Consider the following 23808-nt stretch of genomic DNA (forward strand, 5'->3'; position numbering starts at 1 on the left):
CGATCAGCAGGCGGCCCGGGCGGCCACCCCGCCGACGCCCCCGCGCCGCCTGCTGATCGAGGTGTGACCAGGGCCGCCACCTCGATTGATCCACGGCCGAGCTGCGGGTTGTGGGGCGGCCGATAGACTCTTCCGTCATGAGTGTTGAAGAGGGCACGGCCAACCACGGTCGGCTGCTGAGCACCGTCCGTGGCCCGCAGGACGTGAAGCGGATGACGGCCGAGCAGCTGGACATCCTCGCCGCCGAGATCCGTGACTTCCTGATCGCCAAGGTGTCCCGCACCGGCGGGCACGTCGGCCCCAACCTGGGTGTGGTCGAGCTGACCCTGGCCATGCACCGGGTCTTCGACTCCCCGCGGGACCGGCTCCTGTTCGACACCGGCCACCAGGCCTACGTACACAAGATCGTCACCGGCCGGCAGGACGGTTTCGACAAGCTCCGCCAGCGCGGTGGCATCTCCGGCTACCCGAACCAGGCGGAGAGCGAGCACGACATCATCGAGAACTCGCACGCCTCCACCGCCCTGTCGTACGCCGACGGCCTGGCCAAGGCGTACGCGCTGCGCGGCGAGCAGCGCAGCGTGGTGGCCGTGGTCGGCGACGGGGCGCTCACCGGCGGCATGTGCTGGGAGGCGCTGAACAACATCGCTACCGCCGGCAACCCGCTGGTGATCGTGGTCAACGACAACGGCCGGTCGTACTCCCCGACCATCGGCGGCCTCGCCGACCACCTCTCCTCGCTGCGGCTCAACCCCGGCTACGAGAAGGTGCTCGACACCGTCAAGGACGCTCTCGGCAACACGCCGTTCGTCGGCAAGCCGATGTACGAGGTACTGCACGCGGTCAAGAAGGGCATAAAGGACGCGGTCGCCCCGCAGGCGATGTTCGAGGACCTCGGCATCAAGTACGTCGGCCCCGTCGACGGCCACGACGTGTCGGCGGTCGAGTCGGCGCTGCGCGCGGCGAAGAACTTCGGCGGCCCGGTGATCGTGCACGCGGTGACCCGCAAGGGCTACGGCTACCGCCCGGCCGAGGAGGACGAGGCGGACCGGTTGCACGGCCCGGGCGCGTTCGACGCCGAGACCGGCAAGCTGCTCGCCGTCCCGTCGGTGAAGTGGACCAACGTCTTCGCCGACGAGCTGGTCGCGATCGCCGACGAACGGCCCGACGTGGTGGGCATCACCGCCGCCATGGCCGAGCCGACCGGCATCGCCACCCTGGCCCGGAAGTACCCGGAGCGGGTCTACGACGTCGGTATCGCCGAGCAGCACGCGGCCACGTCGGCGGCCGGCCTCGCGCTCGGCGGCCTGCACCCGGTGGTGGCGGTCTACGCGACCTTCCTCAACCGGGCGTTCGACCAGGTCCTGCTGGACGTGGCGATGCACAAGCTGCCGGTGACCTTCGTGCTGGACCGGGCCGGCATCACCGGCCCGGACGGGCCGAGTCACTACGGCATCTGGGACATGTCCGTCTTCGGCGTGGTGCCCGGCCTGCGGATCGCCGCGCCCCGGGACGCCGGCAGCCTCCGCGAGGAGCTGCGCGAGGCGGTCGCCGTGGACGACGGCCCGACCATCGTCCGCTTCCCGACCGGCACGGTCGCCGCGGACCTGCCGGCCGTCCGCCGGGTCGGCACGGTCGACGTGCTGGCCGAGTCGGCGCGGACCGACGTGCTGCTGGTCGCGGTCGGCTCCTTCGCCCAGCTGGGCATGGAGGTCGCCGCCCGGGTCGCCGAGCAGGGCTACGGCGTGACCGTGGTCGACCCCCGCTGGGTCCGCCCGGTCCCGGCGGAGCTGGTCGAGCTGGCCGCCGCGCACCGGCTCGTGGTCACCGTCGAGGACGGCGTCCGGGTCGGCGGCGTCGGCGACGCCCTCGCCCAGGCGATGCGGGACGCCGACGTCCAGGTGCCGCTGCGCGACGTGGGCGTACCGGCCGACTGGCACCCGCACGGCACCCGCGCGCAGATCCTCGCCGATCTCGGCCTGACCGCGCAGGACGTGGCCCGGGACGTCACCGGCTGGATCTCCCGCCTGGACGCCCAGCCGGTCGACGAGGTCCAGCCCGACCAGGCCGGCGCCAAGAACTGACGCTCCACGACGAAGGGCGGCCCCGAGCGGGCCGCCCTTCGTCGTCGGTCAGGATTCGGCCCCGTCGGTCAGCGGCCGCCGAGGGAGCGGTACCAGGTCTTCTCGGTGCCGGCGAGGCTGAACGTCTGCGTCCTCGCCGGCTCGGGCACCACCACCAGCCCCGGCCGGTCGACCAGTCGGGTGGTGCCCGGCGGCACCGCGAGCGACGCGTCCCGACTGGCCCGCCAGCTCAGCACCGCCAGCGGCTGCCCGGGCACCGGCAGCTGGTACGCCTGCAGGGTGGTGGAGCGGTCGGCGGGGGAGAAGATCGGGGCGCCGCCGTCGGCCGGGCGGTAGATCACGGCGGTCATCGTGCCGGTGGCGCTCTCCCAGCTCAGCTGCTCCAACTCGGCCGGCTCCCCGCCGTCGAGGGCGACCTCGCCGAGGGACCGGACGGCGACGTTCGCCATCGGCCACGACTCCGGGGCGAAGCGGAGCGCGCCGTGGTCGCCGATCCGGCGCGGGATGCTGCCGAACGGCCCCTGCGCGCCGGCCAGCACGCAGGTGTCCAGCCCGCTCAGGGCGCGCCGGCCGGAGCCGGTCTCGTCACGGACCAGCGGGTACCGGGGGTCGGCGGTGGCCGTACCCAGGTCGAGCACGCGGTCCGCGGGCCGGCCGCGCGGCAGCGACCGGGTGGGCCGCAGGGTCGCGGTCAGCTCCACCACCCGGCAGGGCGGCACGGCCACCGGCGCGGAGAGGCCGTCGGTACTGGCCAGCGCCCGGCCGTCCGGCCCGAGCAGCCGCTCCACCCGGGCGGAGGTGAGGTAGCGCCGGCGCTCGCCGAGCTGGACCGGCAGCACGTCGGCGTAGACCAGGTAGCCGGGGTCGGTGTACTCGGCGGCGCGGTCGACCATGTACCGGTCGCCGTCCCTGGTGAGCTGCAGCAGCCAGGAGGCGCGCTCGCCGGGCACGTCTGCGGCGACCACGGCCAGCGGGGTGCCGTCCACCCGGCCCGACCACAGGATCCCGGACGAGGGCAGGTGGGCCCGGTCGTCGACCGGGGTGCGCCAGTCGCGTACCGCCCTGGTGACCGCCGTGGTGGCGGCGGCGTCACCGGCCAGGTCGCCCCGCGCCGGCCAGACCGGCAACGACCCGTCCAGGCTGTCGTAGCCGACCCGCAGATCCGCAGCCTGGGGGTCGGCGACCGGCCCGCAGGCGGCCGTGGCCAGCAGCAGGGTCAGCAGTGCGGTGGCCGTCGTGCCGCGCCGGCGGACTGAAGCCACCTGTACCCCCGATCGCGTCGCCGGTCGTATTTTCGAAGCCACATGGTACGAGATGTCCGGTCGGCGGACCGCGCCCACCGCCCCGCAGGATGGCCCACAAAGGACGGTGGCATGCGTTTCGTGGCATTTTCCGGCTCCGGTAGACTCCGCCGACTGTGACCCCTGCCGAGTCCCGCGTCGAGTCCGCACCGGATGCCGACGCCCCGACCGGCTCCGCGGCCGTCACCTCCGACGACCGCCCGGGCACCGAACCGGACCGGCGCGGGGCGCCGGTCGGCGGACGACTGGTCGCCGTGGCGCGCTGGTGGCGCTCGACGCCCCGCCGGCAGGACCTCGGGGCGTACGGGGTCTTCCTGCTCGCCGCGCTCTGGGTGACCAGCCGGATCTGGGTGGACCCGGCCGGGCGGGTCGCTCCGCTCTACACCAGCGACCCCGCGCAGGTGCAGTTCTTCCTCGCCCACTCCGTCCGGGTGGTGCTGCACGGGGAGTTCCCGTTCTACACCGACCAGTTCAACTACCCCGACGGGGTCAACCTGATGGCGAACACCGCCATCCTGGCGCTCGGCATCCCGATGGTGCCGGTCACCCTCCTGTTCGGCCCGGCCGTCTCGTTCGTCGTGCTGGTGACGCTCGGCCTCGCCGGCACCGCCGCTGCCTGGTACCACGTGCTCTCCCGGCACGTCGTCCGCGTCCGGCTGGCGGCGGCCGTCGGCGCCTGGTTCTGCGGGTTCTCGCCGGGCATGCTGTCGCACGCCAGCTGGCACCCCAACATCATCTCCCAGTTCCTGCTGCCGTTCATCGTCTGGCGGGTGCTGGTGCTGACCCGCTCCACCCGACCGGTACGCGACGGTGTGCTGCTCGCCCTGCTGGTCACCGCGCAGGCGTTCATCAACGAGGAGATCCTGCTCTTCACCGCGCTGGCCTGCGGGGTCTTCCTGCTCGCCGTCCTCGCCCAGCGCCGGCAGCTCTGGTCGGCGGCGTGGCGCCCGCTGGCCACCGGGCTGGCGACCTGCGCGCTGCTGGCCGGGGCCCTGCTGGCGTACCCGCTGTTCATCCAGTTCGCCGGGCCGATGGCGTACCACGGACTCAGCGACGCGGTCCGCGACTACGGCAACGACATCGCCGCCTTCTTCGCCCCCGGCTCCGCCACGCTGGGCGGGAACGAGGGGGCCAACGTCAACCTCGCCCCCAACTACTCCGAGGAGAACGCCTTCTTCGGCTGGAGCCTGTCGCTGCTGGCCGTGGGCATCGTGCTCTGGCTGCGGCGGGAGGTGCTGGTCCGGGCGCTCGCGGTGACCGGGGTGGTCTTCGCGGTGCTCTCCCTCGGCGAGCGGGTGTCCTGGTGGGACCGGGACCTCACCACCGGCCCGTGGGACCTGCTGGTCAAGCTGCCGCTGCTGGACGCGGTGGTGCCCACCCGGTTCGGCCTGATCACCACGGTGGTGATCGGGATATTGCTGGCGTTGGCGGTCGAGCGGGCCTGGTCGCTGCGCTCGGCCGAGCGGCGGACGGTTCGGGCGCTGACCGTCGCCGGGCTGGTCCTCGCGCTGCTGCCGATCGCGCCGATGCCGCTGACGATCACCAGCCGTCCCGCGGTGCCGCAGTTCATCACCGCCGACCGCTGGCGCCGGTACGTCGGCCCCGACCAGACGCTGGTGTCGGTGCCGGTACCGAGCATGGGCAACACGTACGCGATGCGCTGGGCCGCCAGCACCAACCTGGACTTCAAAATTCCCGGCGGCTACTTCCTCGCGCCGCGCAACGGCGTCACCGGCGACCCGGGGCGCTTCGGCGGCCGGCCCAGCGGATTCGGGGACCTGCTGGCGGAGGTGGCCAGCACCGGTCGCACGCCGAAGCTGAACGACCGGCAGCGGCGTCGCTGCCTGGACGAGCTGCGGCACTGGCGGGCGGCGATCGTGGTGCTGCCGATGAACGAACAGAACGCCGAGCCGCTGCGGCGTACCGTCGAGCAGCTGGTCGGTCCCGGCCGGCAGGAGCTGGACGTGTGGGTGTGGGACGTCCGGACACTGACCGCCCGGTCGGCCTGACCACCGCCCCGGCCGAGCCGGCCGCGCCGACCGCCGAGCCGCCGCGGCAGCGCGCGCCGCGTCGGTGGCGGCTGCGCCGATTCGACCTGCTGGTGGTCGCCGGCTACCTCGCCCTGGCCGCGCTGCTCACCGTCGGGCAGTGGCGACGCCCGGAGCGGCTGTTCCACCAGGCCGGTGACCAGATCCTCTTCGAGTGGATGCTGGCCCGGGCCGCCCGGGCGGTGACCGGGGCGGAGAACCCGCTGTACAGCACGGCGCTGAACGCCCCCGACGGGGTGAACCTGATGGCGAACACGTCGGTGCTCGGGCTCGGCGTGCCGCTGACCCCGGTGACCCTGCTGTTCGGCTCCCAGGCGGCCTTCCTGGTGGCGGTGGTCTGCTGCCTGGCCGGCACCGCCACCGCCTGGTACGCCCTGCTGGCCCGCCGGCTGGTCCGCTCCCGGGGGGCCGCGGCGGTCGGCGGGCTCTTCTGCGGCTTCGCCCCGGGCATGGTGTCGCAGGCCGGGGCACACCTGCACATGGCCGCCCAGTTCCTGGTGCCGGTGATCCTCGGGCTGGTGTTCCGGCCCGACACCGACCGGGTCCGGCGGCACGGCGTGCTGCTCGGGCTGGCCGTCGCGTACCAGGTCTTCCTCGGCGAGGAGGTGCTGGTCTTCCTCGCCCTCGCCGCCGGGGTGTTCGCCGCGGCGTACGCGCTGGTCGACCGGGCGAGCGCACGGCGGCTGGCTCCTGCCGTGCTCGGCCGGCTGGGCGTCGGCGCGCTGGTGGCGGGGGTGCTGCTGGCGTACCCGCTCTGGTTCCAGTTCGCCGGCCCCGGCCACTACCGGGGAATGCCCTTCTTCGCGCAGGGTTTCCGGCTCGACGCGGCGTCGTTCACCACCGCCGCCCGGCAGACGGTGACCGGGAACGCTCGCCTGCCGGGGCTGCTGTCGCCGAACCCGACCGAGGAGAACTCCTTCTTCGGGCCGGCGGTGCCGCTGCTCGCCGTGCTGGTCGTGGTGCGGCTGTGGCGGCGGCCCCTGGTCCGCGCGCTGGCCGGCTGCGGCCTGCTCTTCGCCCTGCTCTCCCTCGGCCCCACGATCCGGGTGAACCGTCACGAAACCGGGCTGCCCGGGCCGTACCGGCTGCTCACCGGGGTGCCGCTGCTCGACCTGGTGGTGCCGGCCCGGTTCGCGCTGGTCTGCGTACCGGTGCTGGCGGTGCTGCTGGCGCTCGCCCTGGACCGGGTGCACGGTCGCCCCGTCCGGCGGGCGCCCCGGCTGCTCTGGACCGGTGCGGTGGTCGCCGCGCTGCTCCCGCTCGCCCCGACGCCGATCCGTACCGTGCCGGCGGTGCCGCTGCCCGCCCAGCACGTCGACCCGCCGCCGCATTTCATCACCGCGGGCGAGTGGCGCCCGTACGTCCCGGCGGGCCGGACGCTGGTGCCGGTGCCCATCCCGAGCAACGTGCACGGCCTGCCGACGCTGCGGTGGAGCGCGCTGACCGGGCAGGAGTTCCCCATCCCCGGCGGTTACTTCATCGGCCCTGGGCCGGGCGAGCAGGGCATGTTCGGTGCGCCGAACCGGCCCACCAGCACCCTGATCTACTCCACCATGGACGCGGGCAAGCTGCCGCCGATCACCGAGGAGGACCGCCGCCGGGCCGTCGAGGACCTGCGCTTCTGGCGGGCCTCGGTGGTGGTGCTCGGGGCGAACCCCCGGGAGGGCGTCCTGCGGGAGCTGATGACCGCCCTGCTCGGCCCGCCCCGGCGGGTCGACGACGTCTGGCTCTGGGACGTCCGCGGCCTGGTCTGAGGACCGGCCCGACGCCGGCCCGGCGGGCGGGCGCTCAGCCGACCAGCGGGCGGACGTCCCAGATGTGCGCCCCGTCCACGTCGCGGCCGGGGCCGAGGAGCGCGTCCACGGTGGCCCGCACCGGGTCGTCGGGTGCCGAGGCGGCCTGCACCAGCACGGCCGTCCGCCAGTGGCGCAGGTCCTCGACGGCCTGGCGGCGGTCGGCGTCGGTGACGAGGGGCACCTGGCCGGTCTCGGCGGCCCGACGCAGCAGCAGTGAGGTGGGGCGGTCCGGCGCGCCCCAGTGGGCGGTCGGGTCGTCGGCGCTCCGGGGACCGATGAAGAAGCCGCCCGGCGCGTCGAACGCCAGCCCGGTCCGCGCCGACCAGAAGGTGCCCGGGCTGGCCGCCGCCCCGGGCGCTGCTCCCGGCGTGCCACATCATCATGGGTATCGGGATGCGCGGACCGCGGGCGAACCGACCCGGCGGTTCACCCTGACGGCCGGGACCGCCACGGTGGGCGTGAGCGGCCGCGACGTCGGGGCGTGGGCGTTCAACGGGCAGGTTCCGGGGCCGGAGCTGACCGCCACCGTCGGCGACGTCCTGGAGGTGACGCTGCGCAACCGGAACATCGCGAAGGGTGTCACGCTGCACTGGCACGGGTACGACGTGCCGAACAGTCAGGACGGGGTGCCCGGCGTGACGCAGGCGGCGGTGCTGCCCGGACAGGAGTTCGTGTATCGGTTCCGCGCCGATCAGGCCGGGACGTACTGGTACCACACGCATGCCGTATCTGACGTCGGCGTGCGGATGGGGCTCTACGGTGTCCTGGTGGTGCGCCCGGCGCCGGTCACCGGCGTCGACGTCACGGTGCCGGTGCACACGCTGGCCGGCCTTCCGCTGCCCGCGCCGAGAGCGGAGCCGGTCGAGGCTGGGGCACCCGTGCGGCTGCGGCTGGTCAACACCGACAGCACCACGCACCGGTACGCCCTGGCCGGGACCCCGTTCCGGGTCGCCGCAATCGACGGATCCGATCTGCAGGGCCCTACCTCGCTTGCCGACACCGCCGTGCTGATTCCGGCCGGGGGACGCTACGACCTGGTGTTCACCGCGCCCGCCACGCCGGTGGCGCTGTTCGTCGACGGACGGGCGGTCTACTCGACCGGACCGGTGTCGGTGGCGACCGGCGCGTGGCCGGTGCTGGATCCGCTGACCTACGGCGTCGGTTCTGCGGTGCCGTGGTCCCGGTTCGACAGGGAGTTCACCCTCGTCCTCGACCGCGGCCTCGACCTGCACGGGCTGCTTCCGCGATACGCGCACACCGTCAACGGCGCGGCCGACCCGGACATCCCGCCTCAGCTCGTACGCCTCGGCGACATCGTCAAGTTCACGATCGTGAACCGGTCACTGGTGGTGCACCCGTGGCATCTGCACGGCCATCATGTCCTGGTGCTGTCCCGCAACCGAAAACCGGCGTCCGGAAGTCTATTGTGGCTGGACTCCTTCGACGTACGCCCCGGCGACGTGTGGGAGGTGGCGTTCCGGGCCGACAACCCCGGAATGTGGGCCAACCACTGCCACAACCTGGCACACGCCGACGCCGGGATGACGCTGCACCTGATGTACGCGTGAGCCCCCGTTGTGCACGTAACCGCGGCACTCATCCGAGGGATCGTCGCCGCCTGGACCGGCAGCGAAGCGGGAGCCCTCGCATCGAGGGCACCCGCTTCGCTTCGTGCGCTACGCCTGCGCCTTGACGGCCGAGCCCGCGGCGGCCCGCTCCTGGGTGACGCGGCGGCGCCGGGCCGGCAGCCCGAGCGTCGGGTTGGCGACGCTCCAGGCAGCGCCTTTGCAGACCAGTTCCTTGTAGACGGCGGCGAGCCGTCCGGTCAGGGCCGCCGGCACGGCGCGGTCGTCCGCGGTGACGTACTGGATCAGGCCCTCCTTGCGGCCCAGGGAGATGCACTGGTTGAAGTAGCGGAGCGGCGCGTTCGGGAGCTTTCCGCCGGTAAGGCGCGCCGTGATCGCGTCGGCGGCCTGCCACGCCATCGGGGTGCCCGAGGCGCACGACATCCGCAGCGGCCTGCCGCCCCGGCCCATCGCGAAGGCGGCGTCGCCGATGGCGTACACGTCCGGGTGCGAGACCGAGCGCATGGTCCCGTCGACCACGATCTGGCCGGTGCCGGTGACCTCCAGGGCGGTCGCCTTCGCGATCGGGTGGACCGCGAAGCCAGTGGTCCACACGGTGACCGCGGCCGGGATGGCCTTACCTTCGGCGGTGGCGACGCGGTCGGCTTCGACGCCGGTGACGGCGGCGTGCTCGTGCACGGTGATCCCGAGCTTGCCGAAGACCTCTCGCAGGTGCTCGCGGCCCTTGGGCGAGAGCCAGTCGCCGAGGCCGCCGCGGGCGGCGAGGGCGACGTCGAGGTCCGGGCGGGCCTCGGCGATCTCGGCCGCGGCCTCCAGGCCGGTGAGGCCGCCGCCGACGACGACCACGGTTTGCCCGGCGTCGAGGCGCGCCAGCCGCTCGCGCAGCCGCAGTGCTCCAGGGCGGCTGGCGATCTCGTAGGCATGCCCGGCGGTCCCGGGGACGCCTTGGGCGTTCCAGCCGCTGCCGAGGGCGTAGACGAGCGTGTCGTAGGTGAGTTCTTGGGCACCGTTCGCGTCGACGACGGCGACGGTCTTGCGGTCGGCGTCAACGCCGGTGACCGTCGCGAGCCTCAGTTCCACGCCGGTACCGGCGAACATCTCGGCCAGGGGGCGGGGCTTGAGGTCCTGGCCGACCGCCAGCTGGTGCATCCGGACCCGCTCCACGAAGTCGGGCTCGGCGTTGACGAGGGTGATGGCGACGTCCTCGGGGCGCAGCCGCTTGGCGAGGCGCCCGGCGGCGATGGCTCCGGCGTATCCGGCTCCGAGGACGATGATGCGGTGCGGCATTTCCGTGCTCCCGTCTCGCTTGGGTTCGCCACTTGAACCGGGCGACCCCGCGATTCCTGACAGGAACGCGATGTGAAGCACCTCACATGATCGTCAGAAGGCGTTGAACAGGGGCTCCCCGTGGGCGGTGGCCGCCCACAGCGCGGTCGCGCGCTCGAGCTTGTCGGGGTTGACCTGGTTGCGGAACGCGGCGATGCCCTGGGCGCTGACCTCCAGGCACATAACGCCGACGACCCGGCCGTCCACGACCGCCACGACGGCGGGATCGCCGTTGGCGGTCCAGGCGTAGACCCCCGGCGCGCCGCCGACCATGGCGCGCTTGGCCGCGCTGGGTTTGAACAGGCCCCACAGGAACTTCGCGACCGCGACGGCACCCTCGAACGCCCTGGCGCGGGCCGGGACCTTCCCGCCGCCGTCCCCGATCGCGACGGCGTCCTCGGTGAGCAGGCGCACGAGCGGCTCGGTCCTGCCGCTGGTGGCGGCCGCCAGGAACTCCTCGACGATCCGCCGGGCAGCGGCCTCGTCGATCTCGATGCGGGCCTTGCCGTCCGCGACGTGCTTCTTGGCGCGGTGGAAGATCTGCTGGCTGGCGACCTCGGTGATGTCGAGGATCTCGGCGATCTCCCGGTGCGAGTAGTCGAAGGCCTCCCGCAGCACGTACACCGCCCGCTCGTTGGGCGAGAGGCGCTCCATGAGGGTGAGGACCGCGTACGAGACCGATTCGCGCTGCTCAGCGGTATCGGCCGGGCCGAGCATCGGGTCCCCGGCGAGCAGCGGCTCGGGAAGCCATTGGCCCACATAGGTCTCGCGGCGCGCCCGCGCGGAGGCGAGCTGGTTGAGGCACAGGTTGGTCAGGACCTTCGTCAGCCAGGCCTCGGGGACCGCGATGCGGTCGACGTCGGCGGCATGCCAGCGCAGGAATGTCTCCTGCACGGCGTCCTCGGCCTCCCCGGCGGAGCCGAGGAGGCGATAGGCGATGGCCTCCAGGCGCGACCTGGCGGCCTCGAACCGGTCGACGTCGTTCACGGTCATCGCCATGGCCTGATCCTAGGCCGCGCGGTGCGGTATGGGCCGCCGCCGTGATGGGGCGCTTTCGCCGTTCGACGCGCTGTCCGACCTCGCGATCCTGCCCTCGCCCGCAGCTCAGGGTCGCCGCTGGGGCGGCGAAGGTTGGCGGCGGCTCCCGCTCTGGCACGGTCACATCGGTAGTCACGTCAACCCAAGGTGAGGCGTCCCTCTTGGTCCAGCCGGAGGCGGCCGCTGGTCAGGGCGACGTGCAAGCCGTACCGGAGCAGCTTGTCGATCTTGTCGGTGCGCCGCCGGTAGCCGAGGCGCTCCAGCCCCGCGCGCAGCATGCGCTCCTCGTCCATGGTCGGCACGCCCTGCAGGACATGCACGAAGGCGTTCGCCACCTCCTCGGGCGGCACCTCCTCGAACGCCCGGTCGTTGCTCGCCTGGGTGACCCGGTACGCGCGGTACGTCTGCGGGTCCGTCCCCTCCGGCCAGGCGTACCGCCCGACGGCGGGGTGGTCGTACAGTCGGCGGGCGTCGACGAGCGCGAGCACGGCGAGGCGTCGATCCTCCCGGGTCCGGAGGAAACCGAACCGAGCGAGGGCCAGGCGGGCGAGCCGGTGCTGTTCGACGGGCCCCTCGGCCGCGATGATCTCCCGCAGCGCCTCCCGGACGAGCCCGCGTACCCGCTGGTCGGTGGCGAGCAGGTCGAGGTCGCTCTGGTCGCCGAGCGGCGCCGGGGCGTACGGGACGAAGGGGCTGACCTCGATGGCGCCGGCCGTCGCCGGCGGCGCGGCCACAGCGGGAGCCGGCGCGGGTGCGGTGGCGAGGCCGGTGACGGGTGCCGGCAGAGCTGCCGGGGCGGGCTCGGCCTCCTCGACAACCAGGGGCGACAACACGACGTTCTCCACGCGGTGCGGCTGCGCCGTCGTCGCGTCCTCCACAGGGCGGGACTGCTCGGCGTCCTCGGCAGCGCGGGGCGACGGCAGCTCCACCTCACCGTGGGTCGCGACGGCCTCCGCTGGCCCGGGGGGCTCTGGAGCGTCGGCCCTTGCGACGGCGTCGTCGACGCGGTCGAGCAGCGCGGATCGGTCGTGGATCCACGCCGGCAGCCAGAACCGCACGACCTCCGGCCAGCCCATGATCGTCCGGAGCAGGGCGGGCGCCAGGTCCCGGTCGGCCACCGTCGGGCGGGCGCTCCAGTCTGGACCATCGAGCATGACGGCCACCTGCCAGCGGACCGAGCCCGCCCGGCGTACGGCCAGGTCCACGGTGAAGTCGGACAGCCCGTGCGAGGTGCGGACATCGTGGCCGCGGGCACGCAGCGCGGCGGCGACCTCGTCGCGGATGCGGCTGCGCCGCTCAGCCCGGTCGGTGGCCAGATCGCCCAGGCGGTCCGCGCCGGCTGCGGCCATCTCGCAGTACGCACGCAGGTGCTGGGTGCCCACCGCCGACGTGCGGGACAGGTCGATGTCCGACGGGTCGAACGACGAGAACAGCACCACCTGCCGGCGGGCCCGGGTGATCGCCACGTTGAGCCGCCGCTCACCGCCGGCCTGGCTGAGCGGGCCGAAGTTCAGCGGAAGCTGGCCGGTCTCCGGGTTGGTGGAGAACGCGAGCGAGAACAGCACCACGTCCCGCTCGTCGCCCTGCACGTTCTCCAGGTTCTTGACGAAGATGGGCTCCGCGACGGCACCGGACAGGTGTTCCCGGATGATCGGGTCGGTGCTGTCCTCCAGCAGGTTGAGGATGAGGTCACGCTGCTGGATGTTGAAGGTGACCACCCCGATCGACTGGGTCGCGGTGGCCGGGTCGTGCAGGCGGCGGGTGATGTCCGCGAGGATCGCCCGCGCCTCGACCTCGTTGGTGCGTGAGCCGCCCCGGTCGTACTGGCCGTCGACCCGCCGCCAGGTGATGCCGGCGGAGCTGCTCGCGCCCGGCGACGGGAGGCTGGAGAGCTTGTTGTCGTAGTAGTAGCGGTTGGAGAAGGCGATCAGCGACTCGTCGTGGCTGCGGTAGTGCCAGGACAGCCACCGTTGCGGCAGTGCCGACTCGACGGCTTCGCTGAGGATGCTCTCCAGGTCCTCCGGCACCGGGCCGTCGCCCTCATCGACGTCGTCAGCGGTGTGGCTGGCCTGCATGATGCTGGTCGGCGGCATCTGCCGGGAGTCGCCGACGACCACCACGGCACGGCCCCGCCCCATCGCTCCGATCGCCTCGGCGACGCGGATCTGCGACGCCTCGTCGAAGATGACCAGGTCGAATCGCTGGCTTCCCGGGGCCAGGAAGTTCGCCGCCGAGGCGGGGCTGACCAGTACGCACGGCGTCAACGCCAGCACCGCGTCGGGGTACTGCTCGAACAGCTCCCGGAAGGACCGGCCGCCGCGCTTGCGGCGCAGTTCCGCCGCGAAGTCGGCGAAGCGGCCCCGCCGGTCGGTCGGGCTGAACGGGCGGCGGCGAACCAGCACCGAGGGCAGGCGCTCGGGCAGCGCCGACCGCAGCTCACCGGCGGCCGTCTCGAACTGGGCGATCTCGTCGTCGTGCAGTTCCGGGTCGAAGTACTGCAACCCACCGGCCCGTAGCCGCTCGCCGAGGGACGCGGCGGCGACTCCCCGCCGGTACACCTCCTCGGCGAATTGTCCGTTCACCTCGGCGCGCAGCAGCTGGTCCCGGTAGTCAGTGAGGCCGGCGGAAACGAGCACGTCGGCGTGGGTGAGGACGGTGGCCCAGCGGCGCTGCGGGAAGAGTTCCTCGGTGCGCAGGTCGTGCAGCCAGGTCGCGCCGTCCCGCTGCCAGGCGTCCACCCAGTGCATGCCGGCCGACCACAGGGTCAGCTCCGGCTCTCCGGAACGCAGCACCCCGAGCCAGGCCCGCCACCGGGAGGCGACCCGGTCCAGGAGGGCGGCGTCGACGTCGGTGACGCCGCGCCGGAACAGGTCCCAGGCTTGCGGATGGCGGGCCAGGAGCGTACGGCCGGCCCGGGTCGCCTCGACCGCCTCCGTGAGCCGCTGCTGCGCGTCCGGGTTCGTGGGCTGCCACCCCAGCAGGTGCAGGCCGCCCAGCGCGGCCGCGTGCTGGTGCAGCGCGGCGGCCTGCGCTTGGGCGGCGACCAGGCGGCCTGTGGTCACCTCGACCCGCTCGACGTCGAGCGTTGCACCGGCGACCAGGTACACGGCCAGCTTGTCGACGACGGCCTGCCGGCGCTTGCGCTTGCCGAAGAGCTTCTTCGCCGCCTCCTCCGCCTCCGTGTGCCACGCGGTCAGCTCGGGGCGGGCGTACACATCCGCCCGGAAGGTGGCGAGCTCACCGGCGAAGCCCTGGTGGAAGGCGGCGAGGTCGGCCTGGAGCCGGGCCACCGCCTCGTCCCACCTCCGGTCGCCGGCGCGCAGGGTCGTCTCCCGGTCCGGCAGCAGTCCGCGTACGGCGAGCCAGGCGCCGGCTTGCAACTCGGTGACGGTTTCCGGGGCAGGGAGGGTCCGCAGCAGCCCGAGCAGGTGCGGGTGGGGGGCGAGGTCGGCACGGAGGCGTTCGAGTTCGGCGGCGAGCTCGGTGACCGCCGCGCCGTGCAGCCCGTCGAGGGTGCGGCATCCGCTGAGCGCCCAGGGGTGCTCGGGCCGCAACCGCGCCGAGCGGGCGGCGGCCGGGAACTCGCGCAGGGTTCGCTCCACCTGGGCGCGTGCCTCGGCGGGCGCGTGCAGGTAGCTCACCGGGACCGGGGCCGCCGGTCCGTCCCCGTACGCGAGGACCTGCTCGTAGGCCGACCACAGCGACATACCGGCGACGTTGGTGGTGTGGACCTGCGCCGGGTACTCGACCAGCGGTGCGAGCCGGGTGCGGTAGGCCGTCTCGACGGCCGTCCAGGTGCCGTCGCTGGCGAGGTCGTACTGGTCGAGGGCGTCACGGAGCTGCTGGCGGATCGCGTTGAGGGACTGCTTGCGCCCGTGCAGATCCAGCGCGAACGCTCCGAGGCCGACCTGCTTGAGACGCCGCTTCACGACTTCGAGCGCGGCCTGCTTCTCGGCGACGAACAGCACCGACCGGCCGGCGGCGACCGCGCGGGCGATCATGTTGGTGATGGTCTGCGACTTGCCGGTGCCGGGCGGGCCTTCGAGGACGAAGGACTGGCCGCGCTCGGCCATCACGATCGCCTGCATCTGGGAACCGTCGGCGGGGATCGGCAGGTGCAGTTCGGCCTCGTCGACGGCGACGTCGGCATCGTGGTCGGGGCGGGCCGGGTCGTCGAAGGTGGCGCCGGAGGATTCCACCAGGTGCCGGACGACGGGATTCTCCATGAACCGGGGCCAGTGGTCGCCGAGGTCCCGCCACATCTGGAAGGTGGAGAACTGCAGCAGCCGCAGGCTGGCGGTCTCGTCGATGCGGTAGTTCAGCCGGTTGTCGACCAGCCCGGTGTTGATCGCGGCCAGGGTCTTCGCGATGTCGATGCCGTGCTCGTCGAGGACCGGCTGCTCCAGCTCGGGGATGCGCACGCCGTGCTTGACCCGTAGCCACTCGATCAGGCAGTAGTTCGGACTGGCCACCTCGGTGCCGTCGACGACCATCGCGTACGGGCGGCGGCCGGTGCCGCCCTCGATGCGTACCGGCAGGAGGAACAGCGGCGCGTACGCCTCTCCCCCGGTGGTCTTGGTGTGCACCAGGGTGCCGATGGTCAGGTAGAGGTAGTTGCTGCCGGTCTCCTGCTCCATCGTGCGTGCCTCGCGCTGCAGCGCTCGCATGACGGTTTTGTAGCGGGTCTCGGTGACGGCGCCGTAGACCCGCCGGTCGGTGCGCAGCTCCCGGGTGAGGATCTCGGCGTCGAGATCCTGCGCCCGGCGTGCGCCGGCCAGCTCGTGCACGTGGCTGATGTCGTCCTGCGGGATGACCTGCACCTGCCGGCCGTCGTGGATGAGGTCGTCGAGCAGGGCGAGGGCGCCGGCCGGCACGTGCAGGTCCAGCCCCCGGCCGCGCTTGGGCAGGTTGAGCAGCGGGTTGCGCAGGCTCAGGTCGAGCAGGGACTTCCGCCACTGCTGGATCCGGGCCGGCGAGCCGTCGGAGGGCTGCGCCACCTCGTCGCCCTCGTCGGCGAGCTGGCGCAGCTTGGCGGCGGCGACACCGGGCGGAAGGTCGAGGGACGCGCCGGCGTCGGGCGTGGTCTCGGCGTCGACCGGGGCGGGCGCGACCAGCTCGTCGGCCGACGGCAGCGGCCGGATCCCGGACCGGTGGGCGACGTGGACGTCGACGACACCCTGCAGGCGGTGGCCCTCGCCCCGGAAGTGGCCGAGTCCGACCCGTACCGCCTCCGTGAAGGTCGCCGACTGGGCGCCGGGCCCGATGCGGGTCAGCTCGACCGGCACCGCCCGGCCCGAGTCGACCATCGAGATCAGCAGGTTGGTCTCGGTCACCGCCGCCGAGCCGAGCCGCTCCTCCTCGAGGAGGAAGCCGCCGAAGGCGTGCCCCTCGCTGATGAAGATGAGCGGGTGCAGCCCCGCCGCCTCCAGGCACGCGGCGTAGGTGACGGAGAGGTCGAGGCAGTTGCCGAGCCGCCCGTCCAGCACCGCGGCCGTCGTCCGCACCTTCTGGCCGCTGTTCTCGAACGACGCCGGCAGCATCTGGTAGGTGATCTCGAGCTGGCGCAGCGCCTCGTACACGGCGCCGGCAATCAGCGCCGCCCGCTCCGAGCCGTCCTGGTAGCCCTGCAGCGAGCCGGAGCCGGTACGCGCGAGCAGGATCTGCGCTGCCGACCGCAGCACCGCCTCGACCGCCCGGGTGTTCGGCTGCACGAAGGCCGCCAGGCTGTCGTAGAGGGCCGGGCTGTTGAACCACTCGTTGTGCGCCAGCACTCTGGACGGGGCGACCAGCGTCAACGCCTTGTCATCTGCCTGGACGGTGAGGCGGTAGTCGACCGGAAACGCCTCGTCGGTGCGGTACAGCAGCGCCCGGTCGGGCGTGACGTCGCGGAAGTCGTCCCAGCCGGTGCTCGCGCCCGGCCGCAGCGGCGCGGTGAGCGTACGCGTCCACGGCTCGGTGAGGGCGCCGTCGGGGCCGAGCAGCTCCAGCGCCAGCGTCACGTCCGCCAGCGGCTCCGTGCCGCGGTTGACCAGCGTGAGGTGGCGGACCAGCGGCACGCGGTTGTGCACCAGGGCGGCGTTGATCGCCGGCTGCACGAGCAACGCGACGGCAAGCTGGTCGTCGTCGGCGGTGAACTGCGCGAAGACGCTGTCGGACATGGGCATTTCTCCAGGTGGCAAGGCCAGGACTCGTCAGCCTAGCGGTCGTCCGACCGGTGGAGGCTCCCCCGGCCCGTATGCCGATCTTGGGAGTCGTACCCCTCGGGCAGGATGTGCGCCATGACGACGCACCACCCGGACAGCCTGCGCCTGGTCTACGGCCACGCCACCAATCACGACTGCCTCGCCTTCGTCGACGCCGACACCGCCGCCGGGGAGGCCGCGGAGATCAGGGCGCTCGCCGCCGCCCGTACCTGGGGCGAGGCCCGGCAGGCTCAGATGACCCACCTGTCGAACCCGGCCGGCCCCGAGTGCTACGAAGAGGACGACTACCCTGACGACGAGCCCTTCGACATCACCGAGGTGGGTGCGGTCGTGGAGATGAGCTGGCCCAGGATGGTCACGGCGCGGGCGCTCGACGTGCTGCCGCAGGACCTGCAGGACCGGTACGGCAAAGTCGTGCTCACGGTTCACGACGGTGAGTACCTCGAGGTTCCGCTCGACGGCGAGGCGGAACTGGTCGCGGAGCTGCGCGAGCGTGGCTACGAGGTGACCCGCGACGACGAACTCATCAACCTGCTCGACGGCCTCGGCCTCGGCTCGGTGACTGCCTGAGGAGCGACGGAGACGCCGGCATCGCGTCCGAGGACCGCTCCGCTAGCCATGCCCGGCCGGCGTCTCCGTCGCTCGTGCTCGCCGGCGGCGCTTGTTCAGGCTCGGAAGGCCGCCGGACACGGTCCGCACACTGCCGTCCGGGTTGCTCCGGCCCGGCTTCTGCAGGGCCTCGGTGGCCCGCCGGCCGGCGAGGTCGGAGGCGCTCAGGTTGACGACGACCCGAAGGCATGCGTGGAGTAGCCCAGGGCCTGGCCTGTGGGGACTGCCAGGTGCAGCGCGAGCTCGATCCGCGCGCTCTCGCGGCGGCTCTCCGCGAGCGCGTGGTGGATGGCGGCCACGCTGTGACCCCGGACGGATCGGTCCGACCACCGGGCTCCCCTGGCGCGTTGCTGGCAAGTACTCTCCCGGGCGGAGAGGAACGCGATGATCAGTCGTCGAAAGTTGATCGCCACCGGTGTGGGTGTCACGGCCGGCCTGGTGACGGCAGGTTGCAGCCGTGGGTCCGGGTCCGACGCCGCGTGGTCGCAGCCCGGTCTGGCTGGGGCGAGTGCGCCCGCGGGCGAGGTGCGAGTGACCGTTACGCCGGCTGCCGATGCCACGAAGGTGTCGCCGCTCGAGCGGGTCGTCGTGGCGGTGGAGGGCGGCACGCTCAAGGACGTCTCGGTGGTCACGGGGGGCAAGACCGTCGCCGGCGAGGTGAGCGGTGACGATCAGGCGTGGCGTTCGACCGGCAAGCTGGCCTATGGCAAGACCTACACCGTCACCGTGTCGGTGGCCGACTCCGCCGGCACGCTGACCCACCACACAAGCAGCTTCAGCACGGTCAAGCCGTCCGGGGTCGCTTCCGTCACGTTCCAGGCCAGCGCGCTGACCGCCCTGCGGACCGGCGGCACGTACGGGGTGGGTCAGCCGGTCATGGTGAACTTCAGCCGGCCGGTCAAGAACCGCGCCGAGGCCGAGAAGGCGATGCAGGTGGAGACCACGCCGGCCGTCGAGGGACGGTGGCGCTGGATCGACGGGCATAACGCGCACTGGCGGCCGGCGAAGTACTGGACCCCGGGCACGAAGATCTCGGTGAAGATCAACCTCTTCGGCCAGAGTCTCGGCAACGGCGTCTACGGCGGCGTCAACGCCAGCACGAACTTCACCATCGGCCCGTCGCGGATCGCCATCGCCGACGCCAGCACCCACCGGATGAAGGTCTACCTCGACGGCAAGATGGTGCGGGACATCCCGATCAGCATGGGCAAGGGCGGCACCGCCGTGGGCGCGAACGGGGAGGTGATCAGCTACTGGACGGCCTCCGGCCCGCACGTGGTGATGACCCGGGAGCCCTCGCACCGGATGACCTCGGCCAGCTACGGGATCGTCGATCCCAAGGACCCCAACTACTACGACGAGATCATCAAGCTCTGCCTGCGGATCTCGTACTCCGGCGAGTTCGTCCACCTGGCTGACTGGAACATCGATGTGCAGGGCAGCGACAACACCTCGCACGGCTGCATCAATGTCGGACCGGCCGATGCCCAATGGTTCTACAACACTTTCCGGCTCGGTGACGTGGTCGATGTACGCAACACTCCTCGACCGATGGCGCTCACCGACGGGGTGGGCGACTGGACCGTACCGTGGGACAAGTGGTGACCACAGGCGCCGGCGAGCCGTCGGGGTCGATCAACCGTCGATCCGAGCGATGTTGCGGATCTTGTTGGACGCGTCCAGGGCAGCCACCTTGTACGCCTCAGCCAGCGTCGGATAGTTGAACACCGTGTCGACCAGGTAGTCGACCGTAGCGCCGCAGCCCATCACCGCCTGTCCGATATGGACGATCTCGGTGGCGCCGGTCCCGAACACGTGTACGCCGAGCAGCCGGCCGTCGTCCGGCGAGACGAGCAGCTTCAACATGCCGTACGAGTCCCCCACGATCTGGCCGCGGGCCAGCTCGCGGTAGCGCGCGATGCCCACCTCGAACGGCGTCGAGCTGTCGGTCAGCTCCTCCTCGGTCTTCCCGACGAAGCTGATCTCCGGAATCGTGTAGATGCCGATCGGCTGCAACTCGTGCATCTCGCGGACCGGCTCGCCGCAGGCGTGCTGCGCGGCCAGCCGGCCCTGTTCCATCGACGTGGACGCCAACGCGGGGAAGCCGATCACGTCACCGACCGCGTAGATGTTGTCCACCGCGGTGCGGTAGGTCGCATCGACCGCGATCCGGCCGCGCTCGTCCGCCTCCAGCCCGGCCGCTTCCAGCGCTAGGTCATCGGTCTGGCCCTGGCGGCCGGCCGAGTACATGACCGTGTCCGCGACGATCTTCTTGCCGCTCTTGAGGATGCACAGCGCTGCGGTCTGGTGCTTCTCCACCGCGGCGACCTCCTCGCCGAAGCGGAACGTCACGGACAGGTCGCGCAGGTGGTACTTGAGCGACTCGACGACCTCTTCGTCGCAGAATTCGAGCATCCGGTCGCGGCGTTCTACCACGGTCACCTTGGTGCCGAGCGCGGCGAACATGGACGCGTACTCCATGCCGATCACGCCGGCGCCGACCACGACCATGCTGCGGGGCACGGCCTGGAGGTTGATGACGCCGTCCGAGTCCACGATCGTCCGGTCGTCGAACTCGACGCTGTCCGGGCGGGCCGGGCGCGTGCCCGCGGCAATGATGATCTTGTCGAAGGTGACCTTGGATTCGCGCCCGGAGCCGCCGTCGACCCAGACCGCGTGCGCGTCCGCGAACCGTCCGGTGCCGGTGATCATCGCGACCCGGTTACGGGCCAGCTGATTGCGGATGACGTCCGTCTGCCGGCTGATCACATGCTGGGTCCGGGCGGCCAGGTCGCTGACCGTGATCTCCTCCTTGACCCGGTAGCTGCTGCCATACAGGTCCCGCTGGCTCAGGCCGGTCAGGTACAGCACGGCCTCGCGCAGCGTCTTGGAGGGAACGGTGCCGGTGTTGATGCACACCCCACCGATCATGTCGCGCCGGTCCACGATGCCGACCCGCTTGCCGAGCTTGGCCGCGGCGATCGCGGCCTTCTGACCGCTGGGTCCGGAGCCCAGCACCAACAGGTCGTAGTCATACACACCCGTTAGCGTCGCAAGATGTTGCGGCCCGCGCCAGGTGTAGTGCCCAGGGGACGAGACCTCCACGCGAGCCAGCACTCGTCGATGGCGCCAGACGGTCAACCGCGCAGCCGGCGGGAGCAGTCGCCGTCGTGGTCGGCGCGGAGCAGGCAGCGCCGGCCGCCGGGCAGCAGCAGGTCACAGAAGACCCGATGGCGTACGTTCTGGTCGTCCTCGGCCGACACGGTGGTCTCCCCCGGGTCGGCCTGCGGCAGCATTCCGGTCCAGCGGGCCACCACCCGGGCCAGGCGCTGCGCGGCGGGCAGGTCGGCGGCGGTAACCGGCAGGTGGATGACCCAGCGCTCGGTCACCGGCGCTCGCCGTCCGCCACGCGAGCCTGCTCGGACTGCCAGCGGCGCAGCGCGTCCTTGATCCTCGCGGTCTCCCGGCGGCTCTCCGCGAGCGCGGTGTAGACGGCAGCCATGTCGCCGGCGACCCGGTCGAGGAAGGCGTACACGTCGGTGGGCTCCAGGCCGCGGCGTCCGAGCCCGGCGGGCTTGAAGCGGCGCTCGCGCACCTGCCACGGCAGCAGTGAGGTGTACGCGGAGGAGCGGTAGGCGGTCGCCCCGCTCCCCTGCCCCGGTCGTTCGTCGCGGACGCTCAACAGCCTGCCCTCCTGGTCGTGGAAGGGGTGGGTCCGCCTGCCCGTCCCGCACTGGCCGACCCACCCCGCCCTGACACCGCAGCTTCATTCAGCGGTACGGCACCAGGGCTGCTCAACGGATTGCCGATCGAGGAGCGCGGCGGCCGGTCGGGGAGATCGCCCGGCCGCCGCGCCGGTAGTCATCCTGTGACAGTGCGAAGTGGACAGGCAACGTTTGACAGCGGATTTTCTGGGACAGACCTTGACTTATTTTCCTGAAACCCACAGATGTTCCAGGGGCGTGTCACGCGGTGTTGCGGAATGGAACCAGGTAGTGCCCGGATGGCAGAGGACATCGGTTCGATCGTGCCGCGCCGACAGCTTGGCCGGCTGCTGCGACAGTTCCGCACCGAGGCGGGCGTGACGCTCGACGCCGCCGCCGAGGCGCTCGAATACAGCCGGCAGAAGATCTGGCGGATCGAGTGCGGCCTGGGCACGGTCCGGGTGCTGGACGTCAAGGCATTGTGCGAGCTGTACGGGGTGTCGCCGGAGATGACCGAGGCGATGCGCGGGCTGGCCGCCGAGACGAAGTCCAAGGTCTGGTGGCACGCGTACGGGGACGCGGTGCCGAGCTGGTTCGAGCTGTACGTCCGCCTGGTGGGTGAAACCGGCCGCCGTGAACCGCGACCGGGTGCCCTTGTAGAGCCGGCGGGCCGGGTGGGAGTGGGGCGTTGACGACGAGCCGCTTCGCGCCGCTCCCGGTGGATCCACCAGTTGTCCGGAGAATGATGCCGGCCGTACTCTGAGCTGTGCCCCGTGTAACTGTTGTCGATGTCGGAGACGGCGCCTGCACGGTGCTTCGCTGTGAATGCACTGGTCATGACTGTACGTGCCCTACGGCGGTGGTCGACTGTGGGACCTGGCGGGGTCGTCCATCTCGTGCCACAGACCGTCTCGTCCGAGTTCTTGACGAGGATGGCCTGCGACGGTTGGACACCTTGGTCGTGACGCATTTTGATGCTGACCACTGGGAGGGGCTACGTCTGTTGGCGGAGAACCTCCGATTCCTGGCGAGACCGACGATGAAACTCTATTACCCTCGCTTGCCGGACCGGGCGCCGAAGGTCGCAGACGCCACTTTCGCGATGCTCGTCACGAGCCGCTTTTCGGGAACGCGTCCGTTGGAACTGGCCACCGCCCTTGAGAGTGTGGCGAAAGTGGTCCGGCATCCCCTGGCCCGCGGCAACGAGTTTGAGGCCGGCCAGCGGCGGTGGGAGGTTATGTGGCCTCCCGAGCAGCTTTCCCCCGGACTCTGGAGACGCCTTGAACGAGCGGTCCGGGAGGCAGAGGAACTAGCGCAGCGTCTCGACCGGGCCGGATTTCCGATGCTCAGAGCGAACCTTGAGGAGGCTTACGAACGGCCCTTTCCAGGGGGTGACGACACAACTAGCCATTACGAGACGGGCAGAAACGACGGCTGGGCGGATGACGCCGCAGCTTGGGATCTTGGCCAGCAGCAACGACAGTCGAGAGGAGTGCGGTCAGCTACAGGCTCCCGCCATCGCGAAAGGCCGGGAAAGCCGGCCAACGGAGTTCACGGTTTGGATGCAGTGTCCAGCGAGCTGATCCCCTCAGAATTTCGTGGAGCCTTCATCGAGACCTCGAAGCGACTGGCTGCCGCCAACAACGACATCTCGCTCGTGTTTCACGACCGGCACAGCTCCCTCGCGGTCTTTGGCGATGCGAGCCGACAGGTCTTGAGGAGTGCCCTTCGTGGCATGGATTCGCACTACAGGGTCGTTCTGGCACCTCACCACGGCACCTATCGGCTGCCATCGGCATTCCCGTCAGCCGACGTGTGCATCGCGCAGGCAGGCGATAGCCATGCTGAGCGGTGGCCGACACACCTCGCAGACCATAAACAGCGGAGGTCCTGTGTCAACACCGCACGGGTCGGCACGATAAGCGTCTGGTGAGTTGGTCTCGGCTGTGCAACCTACGGCGGGGTCATGTCGCGAGCGGCCCGGTCGACGTACGCGTACACCTCGTCCGGATCCAAGCCGCGGTGCCTGAGCCACGCCGGCGGGAAGCGGCGCTCGCGCACCTGCCAGGGCAGCAGACTGGTAGACGTCGTGGAGCGGTAGGTCGCACGCGGC

Annotated in this window: 18 protein-coding genes; 8 read left to right on the top strand and 10 right to left on the bottom strand. The window is 71.8% G+C overall.

Features of this window, described 5'->3' with window-relative positions; genetic code table 11:
• Positions 1 to 137 precede the first annotated feature (137 nt).
• Complete coding sequence (dxs, locus tag DKL51_RS23825) at positions 138 to 2084, top strand: 1-deoxy-D-xylulose-5-phosphate synthase (protein WP_124812514.1); 1947 nt, start codon at positions 138 to 140, stop codon at positions 2082 to 2084.
• 68 nt (positions 2085 to 2152) lie between these two features.
• Here the strand turns inward: dxs and DKL51_RS23830 are convergent, their stop codons facing one another.
• Positions 2153 to 3346, bottom strand: coding sequence for a hypothetical protein (locus DKL51_RS23830; protein WP_124812515.1), 1194 nt, complete (start codon positions 3344 to 3346; stop codon positions 2153 to 2155).
• A 293-nt stretch (positions 3347 to 3639) separates the two neighbouring features.
• On the opposite strand from DKL51_RS23830, the gene DKL51_RS23835 reads away from it, so the two are divergent.
• Both DKL51_RS23835 and DKL51_RS23840 read left to right on the top strand, forming a co-directional pair.
• Entirely contained in the window at positions 3640 to 5394 is a 1755-nt protein-coding gene (locus tag DKL51_RS23835) for a DUF6311 domain-containing protein (protein WP_243422487.1), read from the top strand.
• Positions 5352 to 7187, top strand: coding sequence for a DUF6311 domain-containing protein (locus DKL51_RS23840; RefSeq protein ID WP_124812516.1), 1836 nt, complete (start codon positions 5352 to 5354; stop codon positions 7185 to 7187). The genes DKL51_RS23835 and DKL51_RS23840 overlap by 43 nt, the downstream gene beginning before the upstream one ends.
• Before the next feature lie 34 nt (positions 7188 to 7221).
• Here DKL51_RS23840 and DKL51_RS36605 read toward each other — a convergent pair whose 3' ends face one another.
• Positions 7222 to 7410 (bottom strand): hypothetical protein, encoded by a 189-nt coding sequence (locus DKL51_RS36605; RefSeq protein WP_260428639.1) that lies wholly within the window; start codon positions 7408 to 7410, stop codon positions 7222 to 7224.
• Between the two features lie 94 nt (positions 7411 to 7504).
• On the opposite strand from DKL51_RS36605, the gene DKL51_RS23850 reads away from it, so the two are divergent.
• A complete protein-coding gene (locus DKL51_RS23850) occupies positions 7505 to 8797 on the top strand; it encodes a multicopper oxidase family protein (RefSeq protein WP_260428640.1) in 1293 nt (430 codons plus the stop codon).
• Between the two features lie 108 nt (positions 8798 to 8905).
• Here the strand turns inward: DKL51_RS23850 and DKL51_RS23855 are convergent, their stop codons facing one another.
• The 3 genes from DKL51_RS23855 to proA form a co-directional block, all read right to left on the bottom strand.
• Entirely contained in the window at positions 8906 to 10102 is a 1197-nt protein-coding gene (locus DKL51_RS23855; protein WP_124812517.1) for an NAD(P)/FAD-dependent oxidoreductase, read from the bottom strand.
• Between the two features lie 93 nt (positions 10103 to 10195).
• Positions 10196 to 11140 (bottom strand): RNA polymerase sigma factor SigJ, encoded by a 945-nt coding sequence (gene sigJ / locus DKL51_RS23860; protein WP_124812518.1) that lies wholly within the window; start codon positions 11138 to 11140, stop codon positions 10196 to 10198.
• 176 nt (positions 11141 to 11316) lie between these two features.
• Positions 11317 to 17337 carry an anti-phage protein ProA gene (gene proA, locus DKL51_RS23865; protein WP_124812519.1) on the bottom strand — a complete coding sequence of 2007 codons (6021 nt, stop codon included), beginning with the start codon at positions 17335 to 17337 and terminating at the stop codon, positions 11317 to 11319.
• 120 nt (positions 17338 to 17457) lie between these two features.
• Between proA and DKL51_RS23870 the strand changes: the two genes are divergently transcribed.
• Positions 17458 to 17952, top strand: a complete 495-nt coding sequence (locus DKL51_RS23870) for a hypothetical protein (protein WP_124812520.1) — start codon at positions 17458 to 17460, stop codon at positions 17950 to 17952.
• Positions 17953 to 18155: 203 nt separating this feature from the next.
• Here the strand turns inward: DKL51_RS23870 and DKL51_RS36610 are convergent, their stop codons facing one another.
• The gene (locus DKL51_RS36610) at positions 18156 to 18290 is read right to left on the bottom strand and encodes a hypothetical protein (RefSeq protein WP_260428641.1); all 135 of its coding nucleotides are present in this window, start codon (positions 18288 to 18290) and stop codon (positions 18156 to 18158) included.
• Positions 18291 to 18522: 232 nt separating this feature from the next.
• On the opposite strand from DKL51_RS36610, the gene DKL51_RS23880 reads away from it, so the two are divergent.
• Positions 18523 to 19596 carry a L,D-transpeptidase gene (locus DKL51_RS23880; RefSeq protein WP_260428642.1) on the top strand — a complete coding sequence of 358 codons (1074 nt, stop codon included), beginning with the start codon at positions 18523 to 18525 and terminating at the stop codon, positions 19594 to 19596.
• Positions 19597 to 19626: 30 nt separating this feature from the next.
• On the opposite strand, the gene sthA is transcribed toward DKL51_RS23880, so the two are convergent.
• From sthA to DKL51_RS23895, 3 genes are all read right to left on the bottom strand, one after another.
• On the bottom strand, positions 19627 to 21030 hold the full coding sequence (gene sthA / locus DKL51_RS23885; RefSeq protein WP_124812523.1) for a Si-specific NAD(P)(+) transhydrogenase: 1404 nt from the start codon (positions 21028 to 21030) through the stop codon (positions 19627 to 19629).
• Between the two features lie 98 nt (positions 21031 to 21128).
• Complete coding sequence (locus DKL51_RS23890) at positions 21129 to 21380, bottom strand: hypothetical protein (protein WP_124812524.1); 252 nt, start codon at positions 21378 to 21380, stop codon at positions 21129 to 21131.
• Positions 21377 to 21673 (bottom strand): DivIVA domain-containing protein, encoded by a 297-nt coding sequence (locus DKL51_RS23895; protein ID WP_124812525.1) that lies wholly within the window; start codon positions 21671 to 21673, stop codon positions 21377 to 21379. The genes DKL51_RS23890 and DKL51_RS23895 overlap by 4 nt, the downstream gene beginning before the upstream one ends.
• 321 nt (positions 21674 to 21994) lie before the next feature.
• On the opposite strand from DKL51_RS23895, the gene DKL51_RS23900 reads away from it, so the two are divergent.
• On the top strand, positions 21995 to 22387 hold the full coding sequence (locus DKL51_RS23900) for a helix-turn-helix domain-containing protein (RefSeq protein ID WP_438819672.1): 393 nt from the start codon (positions 21995 to 21997) through the stop codon (positions 22385 to 22387).
• A gap of 167 nt (positions 22388 to 22554) precedes the next feature.
• Positions 22555 to 23628, top strand: a complete 1074-nt coding sequence (locus DKL51_RS23905) for an MBL fold metallo-hydrolase (RefSeq protein WP_369008643.1) — start codon at positions 22555 to 22557, stop codon at positions 23626 to 23628.
• A 20-nt stretch (positions 23629 to 23648) separates the two neighbouring features.
• On the opposite strand, the gene DKL51_RS36615 is transcribed toward DKL51_RS23905, so the two are convergent.
• A complete protein-coding gene (locus tag DKL51_RS36615; protein WP_260428643.1) occupies positions 23649 to 23756 on the bottom strand; it encodes a DivIVA domain-containing protein in 108 nt (35 codons plus the stop codon).
• Between the last annotated feature and the right edge of the window lie 52 nt (positions 23757 to 23808).

Origin of the sequence: Micromonospora globispora (assembly GCF_003857015.1) — a bacterium.
Classification (GTDB): Bacteria; Actinomycetota; Actinomycetes; order Mycobacteriales; family Micromonosporaceae; genus Micromonospora; species Micromonospora globispora.

Bases quoted from the DNA above. Each gene is read 5' to 3' on its own strand.
- proA (WP_124812519.1), bottom strand. From the start codon at position 17,337: ATGTCCGACAGCGTCTTCGCGCAGTTCACCGCCGACGACGACCAGCTT.
- sigJ (WP_124812518.1), bottom strand. From the start codon at position 11,140: ATGGCGATGACCGTGAACGACGTCGACCGGTTCGAGGCCGCCAGGTCG.
- DKL51_RS23850 (WP_260428640.1), top strand. From the start codon at position 7,505: ATGAAGAAGCCGCCCGGCGCGTCGAACGCCAGCCCGGTCCGCGCCGAC.
- dxs (WP_124812514.1), top strand. From the start codon at position 138: ATGAGTGTTGAAGAGGGCACGGCCAACCACGGTCGGCTGCTGAGCACC.
- DKL51_RS23870 (WP_124812520.1), top strand. From the start codon at position 17,458: ATGACGACGCACCACCCGGACAGCCTGCGCCTGGTCTACGGCCACGCC.
- DKL51_RS23900 (WP_438819672.1), top strand. From the start codon at position 21,995: ATGGCAGAGGACATCGGTTCGATCGTGCCGCGCCGACAGCTTGGCCGG.
- DKL51_RS23855 (WP_124812517.1), bottom strand. From the start codon at position 10,102: ATGCCGCACCGCATCATCGTCCTCGGAGCCGGATACGCCGGAGCCATC.